Annotated in this window: 16 protein-coding genes; 4 read left to right on the top strand and 12 right to left on the bottom strand. The window is 33.7% G+C overall.

What is annotated here, in order from left to right:
• Positions 1-9 precede the first annotated feature (9 nt).
• The 3 genes from FEF17_RS03795 to FEF17_RS03785 are packed head-to-tail and all read right to left on the bottom strand — an operon-like array spanning position 10 to position 3,140.
• The gene (locus FEF17_RS03795; RefSeq protein ID WP_139001030.1) at positions 10-1,176 is read right to left on the bottom strand and encodes an efflux RND transporter periplasmic adaptor subunit; all 1,167 of its coding nucleotides are present in this window, start codon (positions 1,174-1,176) and stop codon (positions 10-12) included.
• Positions 1,177-1,192: 16 nt separating this feature from the next.
• The gene (locus FEF17_RS03790; protein WP_170180959.1) at positions 1,193-2,530 is read right to left on the bottom strand and encodes a TolC family protein; all 1,338 of its coding nucleotides are present in this window, start codon (positions 2,528-2,530) and stop codon (positions 1,193-1,195) included.
• Between the two features lie 4 nt (positions 2,531-2,534).
• Positions 2,535-3,140, bottom strand: a complete 606-nt coding sequence (locus FEF17_RS03785) for a TetR/AcrR family transcriptional regulator (RefSeq protein WP_139001029.1) — start codon at positions 3,138-3,140, stop codon at positions 2,535-2,537.
• Positions 3,141-3,266: 126 nt separating this feature from the next.
• Between FEF17_RS03785 and FEF17_RS03780 the strand changes: the two genes are divergently transcribed.
• Together FEF17_RS03780 and FEF17_RS03775 are read left to right on the top strand one after the other, a co-directional pair.
• On the top strand, positions 3,267-4,241 hold the full coding sequence (locus FEF17_RS03780) for a polyprenyl synthetase family protein (protein WP_139001028.1): 975 nt from the start codon (positions 3,267-3,269) through the stop codon (positions 4,239-4,241).
• On the top strand, positions 4,241-4,591 hold the full coding sequence (locus tag FEF17_RS03775) for a hypothetical protein (RefSeq protein WP_139001027.1): 351 nt from the start codon (positions 4,241-4,243) through the stop codon (positions 4,589-4,591). The genes FEF17_RS03780 and FEF17_RS03775 overlap by 1 nt, the downstream gene beginning before the upstream one ends.
• On the opposite strand, the gene FEF17_RS03770 is transcribed toward FEF17_RS03775, so the two are convergent.
• The 8 genes from FEF17_RS03770 to FEF17_RS03735 all read right to left on the bottom strand — a co-directional run bounded on the left by FEF17_RS03770 (position 4,588) and on the right by FEF17_RS03735 (position 11,553).
• Complete coding sequence (locus FEF17_RS03770) at positions 4,588-5,370, bottom strand: ABC transporter permease (RefSeq protein ID WP_139001026.1); 783 nt, start codon at positions 5,368-5,370, stop codon at positions 4,588-4,590. The genes FEF17_RS03775 and FEF17_RS03770 overlap by 4 nt on opposite strands.
• Entirely contained in the window at positions 5,363-6,070 is a 708-nt protein-coding gene (locus FEF17_RS03765; RefSeq protein ID WP_139001025.1) for an ABC transporter ATP-binding protein, read from the bottom strand. The genes FEF17_RS03770 and FEF17_RS03765 overlap by 8 nt, the downstream gene beginning before the upstream one ends.
• Positions 6,064-7,299 carry a nitrous oxide reductase family maturation protein NosD gene (locus FEF17_RS03760; RefSeq protein WP_139001024.1) on the bottom strand — a complete coding sequence of 412 codons (1,236 nt, stop codon included), beginning with the start codon at positions 7,297-7,299 and terminating at the stop codon, positions 6,064-6,066. Before FEF17_RS03760 ends, FEF17_RS03765 begins: the two co-directional genes overlap by 7 nt.
• 4 nt (positions 7,300-7,303) lie before the next feature.
• Positions 7,304-7,708 (bottom strand): nitrous oxide reductase accessory protein NosL, encoded by a 405-nt coding sequence (locus FEF17_RS03755; RefSeq protein WP_425552620.1) that lies wholly within the window; start codon positions 7,706-7,708, stop codon positions 7,304-7,306.
• Positions 7,709-7,770: 62 nt separating this feature from the next.
• Positions 7,771-8,370, bottom strand: coding sequence for a hypothetical protein (locus FEF17_RS03750; RefSeq protein ID WP_139001022.1), 600 nt, complete (start codon positions 8,368-8,370; stop codon positions 7,771-7,773).
• 116 nt (positions 8,371-8,486) lie between these two features.
• On the bottom strand, positions 8,487-10,451 hold the full coding sequence (nosZ, locus tag FEF17_RS03745) for a Sec-dependent nitrous-oxide reductase (protein WP_139001021.1): 1,965 nt from the start codon (positions 10,449-10,451) through the stop codon (positions 8,487-8,489).
• Between the two features lie 25 nt (positions 10,452-10,476).
• Positions 10,477-11,046: a fasciclin domain-containing protein gene (locus tag FEF17_RS03740; RefSeq protein WP_139001020.1), complete on the bottom strand. Its 570-nt coding sequence runs from the start codon at positions 11,044-11,046 to the stop codon at positions 10,477-10,479.
• Between the two features lie 6 nt (positions 11,047-11,052).
• Positions 11,053-11,553 (bottom strand): c-type cytochrome, encoded by a 501-nt coding sequence (locus tag FEF17_RS03735; RefSeq protein WP_139001019.1) that lies wholly within the window; start codon positions 11,551-11,553, stop codon positions 11,053-11,055.
• A gap of 117 nt (positions 11,554-11,670) precedes the next feature.
• On the opposite strand from FEF17_RS03735, the gene FEF17_RS03730 reads away from it, so the two are divergent.
• Positions 11,671-12,102 (top strand): RrF2 family transcriptional regulator, encoded by a 432-nt coding sequence (locus tag FEF17_RS03730; protein WP_139001018.1) that lies wholly within the window; start codon positions 11,671-11,673, stop codon positions 12,100-12,102.
• A gap of 2 nt (positions 12,103-12,104) precedes the next feature.
• Here the strand turns inward: FEF17_RS03730 and FEF17_RS03725 are convergent, their stop codons facing one another.
• The gene (locus FEF17_RS03725; protein WP_139001017.1) at positions 12,105-12,635 is read right to left on the bottom strand and encodes an alpha-ketoglutarate decarboxylase; all 531 of its coding nucleotides are present in this window, start codon (positions 12,633-12,635) and stop codon (positions 12,105-12,107) included.
• A gap of 156 nt (positions 12,636-12,791) precedes the next feature.
• Between FEF17_RS03725 and FEF17_RS03720 the strand changes: the two genes are divergently transcribed.
• Positions 12,792-15,533: a 2-oxoglutarate dehydrogenase E1 component gene (locus FEF17_RS03720; protein WP_139001016.1), complete on the top strand. Its 2,742-nt coding sequence runs from the start codon at positions 12,792-12,794 to the stop codon at positions 15,531-15,533.
• Positions 15,534-15,548: the final 15 nt, after the last annotated feature.

Raw genomic sequence — 15,548 nt, 5'->3', positions numbered from 1 at the left:
GTTATTGGTTTAAATTTTAATGATTTTTACATCTTGTCCATCTTTAACGCTACGAGCACCTTCTTTAATGATTTCGCTACCATTTTCTAGGCCCGAAGTAACTTCAATAAAGTCGCCTTGTGTTTTTCCTGTTTCTATAATAACACGTTTTGCTTTGGCCAAACTGTCATTTTTGTCTGTAATGGCATAGATATATTGTTTGCCTTCAGCATTTTCAGAAATAATACTTTGAGGTATTAAAATGGCCTTCTCATTTGTGTAATCATTAATTTTTAGCTTTGCTGTTAAGTTTGGCTTTATAGCTTTGTTCTCATTTGGAATGGGTACTTGAATTTTAAATGTTCTATTCGCAGGATTTATAAAATCACCTACTTGACGTACTTTAGTGTTGATAGTTTTTCCTAATACAGGAAAATCTACTTCAACTGATTTTCCAACGTTAATTGATGAAATGTAACTTTCTGGAACATCGGTTTCTATATACATTTTTTTTAGATTTACAATTCTAAAAAGTGCTGATTGACCAGGTGCTACCACAGTACCTTGGTCGGTTATTATATCATCTATAGTTCCAGAGAACGGTGCTCTAACGACTGTTTTAGCTAACTGCTGCTTTAATTGATTCGTTACCTCTAACTGGGCTTCATAAGTGGCTTTGGCTTGTAAAAATTGAATTTCACTTCCAATTTTTTGATTCCATAAGCGTTCTTGTCGTTCAAAAGTTGTTTTAGCCAACTCCGTTTGTATTTTCAATTGCGCTAATTGTTGACTCAAGCCACCATCATCAATTTTTGCCAAAATTTGTCCGGGGCTTACTTTCTGACCTTCTTTAACATAAACCTGTTTTAAAACGCCTCCAAATTCGGCGTTTATAACTACATTTTGTTTTGTAGTAACATTACCTTGAAGTTCTACAAAGTGATCAAAAACTTCTTCTTTAGTTAAGAACGTAGTAATCAATGGAACTTTTTGTTGAGGATCTAGTTTCTTGATTTCAGATTCTAACAGTTTAAGTTCAGCTAAAATTGTTTGCTGTTGCGAATCTAAGGATGCTTTCTTTTCTCGAATTTGTTCGAGGTCTTGAGATGCAATAACATCTTCTAAAGATTTTTTATTACCACTACCACAAGAGGTTAATAAAATGGACACGGTTAATAATAAATATATATTTTTCATTTTTTTGATTGATTTTTTAATTTATAGTGTTTGATACGGTTTCTAATTCTGCCTTAGTAGTTATTACATCGAGCATGGCTTGTAGGTATTCTTGCTGAGCTGCATATAATTGTGTTTGCGCTTGTCTTAGTTCAAAACTGGAAGCGATACCTTCAAAAAATTTAATTTGATTTTTATTTTCGATACGTTCTGCTAATTTTAGATTCTCTTCTTTGTTTGCATAGTCTTCAATAGCATATTGATAATCACTTTTGGTGGAGGCAATTTCCAGCTTCAACCGTTGTTCAGTTTCAGAAAAATCGTCCTTAGACTTTTCTAAATTTATTTTGGCACGTTGTGTTCTGGCAGTCTTTAACCCTGAGCCAAAAATGGGAACTTTAAGGTTAACACCAAAAACGGCATATCCAAAATATTCTTTATCACTTTGGTGAAAATCGAAAACATTGCTAAACGACGTGTAACCGCCAGTTAAAAAGGTACTTAAAGTTGGTAAAGCCCTACTTTGTTCTAGTTTTACAAGCAACTCTTTTGAGCGTTTATCATTTTCAGCTATTTGATAGTCTATAGTATTTGCTATAGAGTAATCTTTACTTAAATAGCTTAAATCTATATTTTTTAACGTAAGTGCTTTTAATTTATCTGTTAATACAATTTTAGTATCTATATCTAATCCCAAAGTGAGATTTAACATTTTATAGGCAATGTTTTCCAATCTTTTAGCATTATTTAAATTGCTTTTAACACTAGAAAGAGTGATTTTTAATTGCTCCACGCTTTCTTCTTCTTCTAAGCCGTTTTCAAAAATTTTGTTGAGTTCATTTAGGTTTTCTTGTAACGTTTTTTTGTTTTTCTCAAGTATTTCAACACTTTCTTTTGCTAAAATTACATTACCGTATGCATTAATGGTTGCTTTTCTAACTTCTAAATCAGTTTTAATTTTGGCATTCTCAGAGATTTCTAAAAACACTTTGGCCGACTGTAGTCCAACAATATATGAGCCATCAAAAATTAATTGTGAGAGAGTTGCGGAGGCATCAATATTTTTACGAGCTCCAAAAATTACCGGGATAAGGTCTGAATTGGGATCGCTAAAATCGGTGGGTACAACTTGTACTTGCTGCTTTATAAAATCTTGATAACCTATAGAACCATCAATCTGAGGGAGCCCCGTAGCAATGGTTTCCCATTTTTGCTTTTTAGCTGCATCAATATCTCGTGAAGCATTTTTTGCTGTTCTATTATGTTCTAAAGCATGATTTATAGCTTCTTCTAAAGAGAAACTTTTAATACCTTCTTGAGAATGCATTAAAAAAGCTTGTAGCAAACAAAATGTTGCGATTATATATTTTTTCATTGTTTTATGATTGATTTGAAATAATAAACTTGTTAAGTGTTTCCAGTCCTTTTGATGTACATATACCACGTAAATGATATTCTAAAAAGCTACCCATAAGCATTTGCATTGAAAAATCTTGAAAAGGGAATAGGTCCTTATCTTTTATTGCTAACATGCCATTAAAGTATATTCTGGCAATAAAATCTACATTTATTGTGTCTCTGTATAGACCTAATTTGATTCCACGGTTTAAATTATCTGTTACGCAACTTTGCATAACCTCAAACTGTTTGCTTTTTAGGGTATTAAATATTCGAGGATAATATTTTTGTAATTGATATTGTGGTGAAGATTTCTCATCCTTCAAATGCTCCATCACAAATTGTTTAATGTTATAAATTTCTTCAATAGGGTTTTTTTCAAGGGCGCATATTTGGTTTATACCTTCAGAAATAAATTCAAATAAAAACATTGTTGTGGTTTCAACTAGCATTGTTTTATTTGCAAAATGTTGATAAATGGTTTTCTTAGATATACCCAATTTATTGGCGATATCGTCCATAGTAACACTTTTAAACCCATAGTTTAAAAATAACTCTGATGCTCCCTTTAAAATTTTATCTCTCATAATTAGGATGCAAAAGTACAATAGGAAACTTTAAAAACCTTAAAAGTTTCCAAAGTTTTAATAATTATTTAACATATCAGTTCCATTAAGATTTTTAAATGTGTTGAATTACTTTATTTTTGCTACATGCTTGCAATAGAAAATTATCAAGGAGAATTTGTTGCGTATTTAAATGAATATAGCACCATTAAAAATCCTAAGAATTTATACACCCCAATAGATTATATTTTAAACTTGGGAGGTAAAAGACTTAGGCCAGTTTTAACATTATTAGCTGCCGATATTTTTGGAGGAGATTATAAAAAGGCACTAAATGCTGCACTTAGCATAGAGGTTTTTCATAATTTCTCGTTAGTTCATGATGATATTATGGATGACGCCCCTTTAAGACGCGGCAAAGAAACGGTTCATGAAAAATGGGATGTCAATACAGGGATTCTTTCTGGTGATGCTATGTTGATAATGGCATATCAATTATTTGAGACTTATGATGCAGAGACATTTCAAGCATTGGCAAAGTTGTTTAGTAAAACAGCATTAGAAGTTTGTGAAGGACAGCAATATGATGTGGATTTTGAGACTAGAAATGATGTAACGATTCCCGAGTATTTAAAAATGATTGAATATAAGACTGCTGTGCTAGTGGCCGCAGCTTTAAAAATGGGTGCAATTATTTCTGGTGCGTCAAAAGAGGATCAACAAAGCATTTATGAATTTGGTAAAAATTTAGGAATTGCATTTCAGTTGCAGGATGATTATTTAGATGCTTTTGGTGATACTGAAACCTTTGGAAAGCAAGTTGGAGGTGATATTATTGAAAACAAAAAGACATATTTATATCTTAAAGCACTTGAGAATGCTTCAGATGAAGATGCGAAAACATTGAAGAGTTTATTCGGCGAAGTTTTAAAAGATAATTCTAATAAAATAGAGATAACAAAAGAGTTGTTCATTTCGACAGGTTCAGCTGAAAAAACCAAAAGGGAAATTGAAAATTATACAAATAAAGCATTTTCGGTTTTAGATACATTGGATGTTTCTGACAGTAAAAAAGCGATTTTAAAGGTCTTTGGTAATAGTTTAATGAACAGAACCGTTTAATGAAAATACCATCAAGTTTTGATTCATTAATAGATCAGGCTAATGAATTAAATTTATATCAAAAATTAGTTCTACAACTAAATAAAGATTTGCTTTTAGCGAATGTGGATTTAGAGTTTCATGAAGATATTTTACCCACTAGCTTAAAGCTTCTGCTTCATGAGACGGTTTATAAACTCATCCAAGAAAAGTTTACAGAATATTTGAATCTTCTTTATATTATTGATGTTTCCGAAAGTCAGGTTAAAGCTTTGGATGGAGAAGATGTTGTTAAGTTATCAGAAGCCGTAACATTTTTAATCCTAAAACGTGAGTGGCAAAAAGTGTGGTTTAGAAATAAATATTCTTAAAAATCTTTCTTTTTCGATTTAAAAACAATTCTTAATACAGGTAGAATTACCCAAACTATTAAGGTTGTAAAAGATACTATAAGGCCAAAATTTGTGCCGAAGAATTGTTTAAATATAGCTCCTGTATAGCCTAATAATGCTGAAATATCTAATTTCAATAAAATGAGAGTTCTTGATAAATCTATAGGATTAAGCATTGTACCAACTAAGGATAATTTATCTAACGGATAGTCTTCAAACATAATTAACGTCATTAAAAAGAGTCCGTCGTAAATAATGGCTAAAAACAGCCATAATAAAATGGCGTAACCAAAACCTTTAATTTTATTTTCGTTTGATAAAGCGATGTTAAAAGCTAATGCAGTGAATATTAATGTTAAAAATGTCCCTGTGATTAACAGTAATGAAAAATCCCAAATAGCATTACTTTTAAATAAACCATAAAACACAAATGGAATACCTAGACCTATGATTAAACTCACAGAAAGTGATAAAGCAACACCTAAATATTGTCCTAAAAATATAGATGAACGTTTTAATGGCTGTGCTAATAACAATTCTGTGAATTCTTTAGAATTATAGTAGTACATCACACCAAAAATAGCACCTATTAAAGGCACGAGAACGATAATGACATTCATTAATGTGATGACGGCTTTAGATAAGTCGTTGTTCAAGAACAGGAGTAAAATACCTAGTAACAAGTAAAATGCAAAATACACATAACTCCAACGGCTACGCATCAAATCATAAAAACTATATTTTAATATCTTAAGCATGGTTATCCGTTAATATTGATGCAATGGCATGTTCGAAATCAGGCTGATTGGTCTTTGTTTTCAATTCTTGAATCGGTCCTTTGAAGTAAATTTCCCCTTCTAACAAGAATACGATTTCGTCGGAGACCTCTTCAACAAAACTCATAATGTGCGAGGTGATGAGAATCGTTTTTCCCTTGGCTTTTTCTGCTTGGATCAGGTCTTTTAATCGAATGAGTGAAATAGGATCCAATCCAGTAGTTGGTTCATCAAGGATAATCAGTGGACTGTCAAACATGAAGGTCAGTAAAATATTCACTTTTTGCCTCGTACCTCCAGATAGGTTTCCTAATTTCTGATTTAAGAATGGTTGAAGCTTGAACACTTCAATCAATCGCTCGTCATGGGCAGCTTTACCGCGTAAGTCCTTAATCATCCTAATGAGCTCTTTCACTTTAAGATTATTCGGGAAATTCGCTATTTGTGGTAAATAATCGATCTTGTACCTATAGTCAGTATTTTTCCGAATATCCTCTCCATGAACCTTGATCTCGCCTTTATTCGGGACTACCATTCCTAAAATCGCCTTGATAAGTGTGGTCTTTCCAGACCCATTCGGACCTAAAACCGCGAATATACCACCATCTCCAATGCTCAAGTCAATACCGTTAAGTACCTGGTTCTTGCCGAATTTTTTGTGAAGACCTTTAATGCTTACCATGTGTTTCTTCTTGTTAATGGATTATTGTCCAACAGGTTATCGGGCGTAAATACAGGTGATACTTTTTCAGAGAAATCTATAATATCTATGAACAAACTTCGCAGCAATATAATGGTTTCTGGAGTTCGGTTAACGATATAAGAAAATAACTTCACAGGTCTATAAGGCACATCTCCTATGCCATCCTTGTCTAAATCGTAACCGGTATAGTTACTCCAATAATTATTATTGAAAACATTGTCATTTACTTTGCTATTATAAGCAATGTCGAAGGAATTGTATAAAAAATTGTTCTCGATAAATTGATTGGCATAGCAGGCACCCCGAACTTTAATGGCCCAGCCATTACCTATAAAATCATTGTTTTTATATACAACCCTATTCGATCCTTCCGTGTTTATTCCAATTGTGTTTTCTTCAAATGTGTTGCCTATGATTTCAGCATCGTTTATTTCTTTTAAAAGTAAACCATATGAGGCCGTACCCCAATTTTCCTTGAATATATTGTTATACATCTTTATGTTCTTGGAGAACATCACAGCCACACCTGCCCCATTGTTCTCGAAAGTATTGTCTTGATAGATATCGTCATTCGAAAACATGAAGTGCAAGCCATATCGAAGATTCTCGGCACTAAAATTATTTTTAATGGTACAATCGTCAGAGAATTCCAAATAAATCCCATCACGAACGTTTTGCACATGGTTCTGCTCGATGCCTATATGATTACTATGCCATAGTTGGATGCCGTTTCCAGAACTATATTCTTGAACTGCATCACCTATGATTTTATTATGAAATACCTTGCCATAGCTAGATTTTTCCAGATAGATACCAAAAAAGAGTTTCTCTAACACCACATTCTGAATGACGAAATTCTTACTCTTTTTAACTCGTATGGCTGCGAAATCTTCGGTATAACTCATCCCAACATTTATTAAAAATAATCCATCGATAGTAACATTATCCGATTTTATTGTGATGATCTCACCTTTTAATTCGCCATCAATTACAGGATAATCCTTACCTAGGATAGTCAATGGTTTATCAACAATAATATCATATTCTTTGTAATTACCTTTTGCAACAACGATGGTATCATTGTTGCTTGCTTGTGCGATAGCCTGTTTTATTTTTGAAATAGGACAGGTCTCGCAAACTTCAATAAGCTGTGCAAAGCCAATTGATGTCGTGAAGAATATTAACAAGAAAGCTAGTATGTGTTTCATACTATTATTGATTGAAATGCCCAAGTAATTCCTCCCAATTATATAAGGCCCCTCCTTTTTCCGATTGTGCTTTTTCGGCATCGGATTTGTTCTTGAATGCAGATAGAAAGGCTCCCATCGGACTTGGGACATTCTCACTTATCAAGAATGTCGCATTCGTTGCATCGATCAAGGATTCAGGTTCTGTGTAGTTATTGGATAAATAAAGTCCGACTTCAGTAGCATCAAAATCCTTAAGGAAATTGACCATACATTCGGTAGCATCGAATTTGTATACCTTTCCTTTTTTTGTGACTATTTCGGCTGCATGGACCTTGTCCACAATAGTCATCGAACAAAAATGACAGGCATCATTGCCATAATCTATAGCTTGAGGAGACACATTACAACTGCATAGTGCAAGAAGCAATGCGAAGATTGATACTAGTTTTAGTGTTTTCATGATTTTAGTGTTTTGGTAATCTGTATAATCTACATAGATAAAGTCTTTTTATGAATTTTGTTTCCTGCAAAATAAGCTAATAATGATCCACCAATGCCAAGCGCCAAGAAAAATGCGCCTAGTCTTGGGTATGAATGTGCCGTAAAATTCAGGATGTCCTTGCTGCCAAATAATGGCGGTTGAAAACCCATGACCGTTCCATCCGGATTAGTGAATTTCATAATGGCTTTTGGATCCAGGTCATGACCGTAATCATGTTCCCATATATAAAAATCATAGAGTCCAGCTGAACTTAATATAATCATGAGAATGAACCAATACAAAAACCATTTATAGCTACCCTTAAAGGCGATTATCAAGCCGATGATTGTTGTTATGATGATTCCAACTGGGAATATCTTGAACTCCGGAATTGCATCAGGAATATACTTCATCCCAACATAGTGATTCATCAGATTTATGTTCTTGATATCATGTGGATGCACATCTGAAAAATCATTGATATGAATGTTCATTGCCAATGGAATTGGATATTGTGGTGCTTCAAGAGTGATTCTCCATAAAGGAAATAAGAACAGTCCTAAAGGCAATAACGCCGCAATTAACATAATGATGTTTGATCTTTTCATCTTAAAATTTTTTTGAGAATTTTCAGTGTTTGTAAATGAAAGGCGAGAGCGGAAAAGATTGCCCTCGCCTTTTTATCAGGAAAATAAACACTAAAACAAAATCTTCCTAATTATAGTTACTCAATATCCTCACCTAACGACCATTTAAGTGGTGTATTTGCATTAGCGGCAGATACCCTTACATAGCCTTGCATTTCTTGGTGCAGTGCTGAACAGAAATCCGTACAGTAAAATGGCCAGACACCTACCTGTTTAGGTTCCCAAACAGAGGTTTTGGTCTGTCCAGGCATAATTAAAAGTTCCGAAGTGTTTTGTCCTATAATTGCGAAACCATGTGGAACATCAAAATCTTGCTCTAGATTGGTGACATGAAAATAAACCTTGTCACCGACTCTAATACCTTCTATGTTATCTGGAGAAAAGTGACTTCTTATTGTTGTCATGGATATATGAACTTCATTACCATTTCTAACAACTTTTACGTCATCATCGGTTTTGGCTACATATGCATGGTTATTCTCTTCAAGCTTATAGATCTTTTTAGATCGTTCTTTAATGATATCTGCTCGCATTGCTGCTGCATAATGTGGTTCTCCGTGCGTTGGGAAATCTAAAAGCAATTCCATTTTATCTCCGGAAATATCATACAATTGAGCACTATGCTCTAACTCTGGACCTGTTGGCAAATAACGGTCTTTCGTGATTTTGTTCATCGCAAACATATATTTTCCGTCTGGTTTTCTCGAATTTCCACCTGCGATAGTCAAGTGCCCAACAGAATAGAATGTTGGTTGTCTATCTAATACTTCCCATGTACCTAACTTCCATTTTACGACTTCTGATGATATAAAGAAGGTAGTATATGCATTCCCTCTATCATCAAATTCTGTATGCAAAGGTCCTAATCCAGGTTGCTCAACAGCTCCTGCAAGTACGTCTTCAAAATTCAAAATTGGAATACCATAAGCATCACCTGAAAACTTCTCATTTTTGATGGCATCTAGCATTTTAGTAAACGAATGTACAGTTACATTAGCTGATAATTTACCACTACCTACGATATATTCTCCTGTTGGATCAACATCGCAACCATGAGGAGATTTTGGCATAGGTAAAAAATACAATGCGCCTGGCACTTCTGAAGGATCAATCACACGAACTTCTTTTTTCATTGTAGATGTTGCCGTATGCGTGCTTTCATCATAGACATTATGTGCATAATTAGTTGGCATCATTTTTCCACCACCATTATTTACATATTCTTCAATCATTTTCCAGTTCACAGCAGCCACAAAATCCTTGTCATTTTGAGATGCGTTAACTTCTAGAAGCGTGCTCGCCTCTTCCGTATTATAGGTTGTGAAGAAGAACCAGCCATGAGACTTACCACGTCCTGGATGCGCTTTGTCATAATCGAAACCTGGCATTAAAATTTGAAATTTAATTTCCATGCCACCATCTTCTGAATCTACTTTGATAAAAGATAAAGTTCCTTTAAAATTACCTTTGTAATCTTTTATGGCCATATCTTTTTGAGGTACTGGAACCGCAAATCGTGTTCCCGCAACGACATACTCTGTATTATCTGTTACATAAGAAGAACTATGGTTACCGGCGCTATTTGGAATTTCGATAATTTCAGTGGTCTCAAATGTGAGTAGGTCTATTTTCGCAATACGCGGTGTATTATTACCATTTACAAAAATATATCGACCATCTATTTCTCCATTAGTTTGAGAAATATCTGGGTGGTGAGCATCATCCCAAGGAATAAATCCGTAAGACGTATTCAATAACGGTTTGGTTTCTTCAGAATATCCGTAACCTGATGTTGGAAATTGAGAAAACACAGGTATTTCCTTGAACATTCTTCCAGAAGGTAAACCATAAACGGTAACATTCCCACTGTAACCTCCAGAAATAAAGGCATAATGTGAATCATGCTGTCCAGGTGGTACATAAACTCTCTCTGCTACATTACTTGATAATGCCCCAGAAGTTGAACTATTTGAATTATTACAACTCGTAAATGCTACAAGAACAACTAGTGTTGCAATGATTAGTTTTAATAAATTCTTCATTGTTATTTTCATTTGATTAGTGATTTTACTCCTTTGTTGGTGGTAGTAACACTTTATCGATAACGTGCACTATCCCATTACCTGCTTTTACACTGGCTATAATATTGGCACCTCCAATAACAGGCTTGCCATCTACGACTTCAATTTGTATATATTGATTATTAGCTTGACCTAATTTTGGAAGTTTTTTTAGGATCGATTCATTTAAATTACCTGGTGTTACGTGGTACTTTAAGATATTTGCTAATGCGGCCTTGTTTTCGGGCTTTACTAAATTTTCTACTGTGCCCTCGGGAAGAGCAGTAAAAGCCGCATCTGTTGGAGCAAAAACAGTAAGAGGCCCTACATTTACCAAAGCGTTTTCTACTTCGGCTGCTTGTACTGCTGCCACTAGTGTTTTGTGATCTGGAGAATCTATTGCTATTTGCAAACAATTTGGTGTTGATCCATCATCTTTTATAAATGCTTGTCCCGTTTGCTCTTTAGATATTTCAATATCTATAGAGGGCGTTGCCGTTTCTTTGTTTTCATTTTTGCAAGAATAGACCAATGCTATTAATGCAAAAACAATAAATAGTTTTTTAATAGTTTTCATATATAATTAGTTTAGTGTTCGAAAATATTCTAATACAGCTCTAGCATCTTCTTCAGATAAGTTTTGATTCGCCATTGGTGAGCCATTAAATTCTATAAGTAGTTCTTTTGCAAGTGGATCTTTTTGAGTCATTTCCTCAGGATTTAAAATTATATTCATAATCCATTCAGGTGTTCTACGCTCTAAAATACCCGTTGGTGCTGGTCCAATAAATTTTTTATCTGTTCTGTGGCATGCGGCACACATTTTTTTATAAACATCTGCACCATGTGCAGCCATAGTTTTGTCAATTTCAGCGGGTAAATTTAATGAAGAGATAGGACCAATTCCTTTATTAGATAAGTCTACTCTTTTTGAAGCTGATATAGTTTCAGCTTTTTTTGTGACTTTTTCTGTAGCTTCCTTTTTTTCATAAGAGAATCCTTCTTTTTTATTTTCTTGTTTACCACCGCAGCTTATAACTAGTGCTGCAAATAAAATAGTCAATAGTTTTAGTGTTTGATTCATATCTATAGTTTTTATGACGCAAATCTATAATCTTGATGTATATTATAATATGATAAAAATCATATTTAAGATGAAAAAGTCTTTTTTATATTTGTGTCAGATTTATTAATTTAGAATATGGTATCAAACTCATCAAAGTACGCTATAAAAGGGGTGTTGTTTTTAGCGTTACACTCCAATGAAGAAAATAAAATTGCGGTAAAGGATATCTCAGAACCTATTAACGTGCCTCAAGCCTACATCGCAAAATTATTACAAGAGTTATCAAGAGAAAATATCATTTCCTCTACTCGTGGGCCTAAAGGAGGTTTTTACTTAAGTGAAGAAAATAAAAATCAACCTATAATTAATATTTTAAAAATTATTGATGGAGAAAAGAGACTAACATCCTGTATGTTAAGTCTAGAAAAATGTAACGAAGATAAACCCTGTCCGTTACACAAAATATTAAGCGCTTCTAGGAAGGAAATTTTAAAAAACTTTGAAAGAAAAACAATTAATGATTTGGTATTTGACATGAAAAAAGGAAATTCCTTTTTACCACTTTAAGGTTAAAAATAAAATCGAACAAAAGGCAGCCAAGGGTCAATATAAATGCTTTTATCTCTATCATAAAGAACGTCATAGCGAATTCCAAAAGTAACATTACCACTTCTATATCCTGCACCAATGAATAATGCGGGAACCCAATAATTTTCATTTGGGATATTAACATTCATATCGAAGTGTCTATCGACATTTAAATTTTCAAATTCGGTTGATAATTGTATTTCAGGGATGACATTATATAATCCAATAATACTTCCTCCTAAAATTGTAGATTTATATTCTCTTTTTAGGTTATTGAAGGTCGCGTTTAATCCAATTCCCAATGCCACGGAATTATTAAATTCATAAATAGCACTAGGAGCTATAGTTCCGCTAAAGAAGTCATTTCCAAAATTAAGCCCAATGCTACCTCCAAAACGAACATGATTCCAAAAATCACTTTTAACTTCTTGTGCATTACTTTGCACTAAAACAAAAACAGTTACAAATAAAACGGATATTTTTTTATAAATAACTGAATAAAAAACCTTCATTTATTTGGAGTGTCTTTACAAATTTAACAAGATTTAAAACAAGTTTGTTAAATAGTGATTATACACTTATAAATATAACAAAACAAACATCTAATTTTAGTAAAAGTTGTATTTTTGATGAATATTTTGACCAAGCCAAAGGTATTAAAGATTATAATGGATAAATTTTCATTTTTAAACGCAGCACATACAGCTTATTTTGCTGATTTATACGACCAATATTTACAAAATCCCGATTCCGTAGAACCTAGTTGGAGAGCTTTTTTTCAAGGCTACGATTTTGGGAGTGAAAACTATGGATTAGACGGTGAAATTATTGAAGGTGTATCTACCCAAATACCAGAACATGTTCAAAAGGAGTTTAATGTTGTTAAGCTTATTGATGGCTATAGAATGCGAGGGCATTTATTTACTAAAACTAACCCAGTTAGAGAACGTCGTAGTTATTCTCCAACTTTAGCAATTGAGAATTTTAATCTATCAGAAAGTGATTTAGAAACGGTTTTTAGTGCAGGTGAAATTTTAGGTATTGGTGCTAAAACCTTAAGAGAAATAGTTCACCATTTAGAAAATATTTATTGTAGCTCAATAGGGGTGGAATATATGTATTTGCGTAACCCAAAAGTTATTAAGTGGTGGCAAGATCAATTAAACAAAAACGACAATCAGCCCAACTTTTCTGAAGAAAAAAAGAAATACATTCTTTCTAAGCTCAACCAAGCTGTGACCTTCGAAAACTTTTTACAAACTAAATATGTTGGGCAAAAGAGATTTTCTTTAGAAGGAGGAGAGTCTTTAATTCCAGCAATAAGCAACGTACTGTTTTACGCTGTAGAAAAGTATGGATTAAAGGAATGTGTTTTAGGAATGGCACACCGTGGTAGATTAAGTACTTTGGTAAATATTTTTAGAAAACCTCTAAACGAATTGTTTAGTGAGTTTGATGGTAAAGATTTTGAAGATGAAAATATTGATGGAGATGTTAAATACCATTTAGGATTAACACTTTATAAAACTTACCAAAATGGTAAGAATATCAAAATGAATTTGGTGCCTAATCCGTCACATTTAGAAACTGTTGCCCCTGTTGCCGAAGGCATTACTAGGGCTAAAATTGATAAAGATTATGAAGGTGACGATTCTAAAATATTGCCAATAATAGTGCATGGTGATGCTGCAATAGCAGGACAAGGTGTTGTATATGAAGTAGCTCAAATGAGTCGATTAAATGGTTACAAAACAGGCGGCACAATACATATTGTAGTAAATAACCAAATAGGATTCACTACCAATTATTTAGATGCTCGTTCTAGCACGTATTGTACGGATGTCGCTAAGGTTACCTTATCGCCTGTACTTCATGTAAATGCAGACGATGCTGAAGCTGTTGTTCATGCCGTGGAGATGGCTCTTGAATATAGAATGCGTTATAAGAAGGACGTTTACATTGATTTATTGGGGTATAGAAAATATGGGCACAATGAAGGTGATGAGCCAAGATTTACACAGCCAAAACTCTATAAAAACATATCAAAACATCCCAATCCGTTTAAAATTTATTCAGATAAACTAATTTCTGAGAACACAATAGACAAATCCTACCTAGATAATATTATTGCAAATTTTAGAGATACCCTAGAAAAAGAGTACGTTAAATCTAAGGAAGCGGAATCGTCTAAAGTTCGTGAGTTCATGCAAGATCGCTGGACTGATTTTGAGCGTAAAGGCATTGAAGAAATGTTAGAGACTGAGAACACCAAATATCCTAAAGAGAAATTGGAACATATTTCAAAAGTGGTGTCAACAGTTCCTAAAGGTGTAAAATTTTTAAGAAAGGCTGAAAGAATATTGGCTGGTCGTTCAAAAATGGTTTTTGAAACTGACCAATTAGATTGGGGAATGGCCGAAACCTTAGCTTATGGAAGTTTAATGGAAGAAGGGTTTGATGTTCGAATTTCTGGTCAAGATGTGGAACGAGGTACGTTTAGCCATAGACATGCCATTTTAAGAGATGAGATATCAGAGGAACGAATTAACCTTTTAAATATCAATCCAGATAATAAGGGTGAAATGCAAATTTATAATTCCTTTTTATCTGAATATGGTGTTTTAGGCTTTGATTATGGGTATGCGATGGCAAACCCTAATACCCTTACAATTTGGGAAGCTCAGTTTGGAGATTTCAGTAATGGTGCTCAAATAATTTTCGATCAATATTTGTCCGCTGCAGAAGATAAATGGAAAGCTCAAAATGGGATAGTGGTTTTACTTCCTCATGGCTACGAAGGTCAAGGGTCAGAGCATTCATCGGCCCGAATAGAGCGTTATTTACAACTTTGCGGAGAAGATAATATGATTGTAGCAGATTGCACCACGCCTGCAAACTTTTTTCATCTATTACGTAGACAAATGAAACGTAGTTTTAGAAAACCACTCATTGTATTTACCCCTAAAAGTTTGTTGCGTCACCCAAAAGCTATTTCATCTATTAATGACTTGGCATTTGGAGAATTTCATGAGGTAATTGATGATACTATTGATAAAAGTAAAGTTAAAAAACTGGTTTTTTGTACAGGTAAATTTTATTATGAATTGTTGGCTGAAAGAGAAACTTTAGAAAGAGAAGATTTAGCATTGGTAAGAATCGAACAATTATTTCCTTTGCACTTAGATAAAATTCAAAAGGTAATTGATTCGTATCCGAATGTTGACAAATATGTTTGGGCTCAAGAAGAACCAAAGAACATGGGAGCATGGAGCCACATGGCTCAACGTATGGATTTAGTTAAATTAGAAGTTTGTTCTAGATCATATAGCTCTGTGCCTGCACCGGGTTCAAGTACAAGAGATAAAAGAAGACAACAACGCGTTATCAATGCCGTTTTCGATAAAGAATAGAAATTAAATTATAGT

This window comes from Hyunsoonleella aestuarii, assembly GCF_006148925.1.
Taxonomy (GTDB): domain Bacteria; phylum Bacteroidota; class Bacteroidia; order Flavobacteriales; family Flavobacteriaceae; genus Algibacter_D; species Algibacter_D aestuarii.
This window is presented reverse-complemented; position numbering and strand designations above follow the sequence as displayed.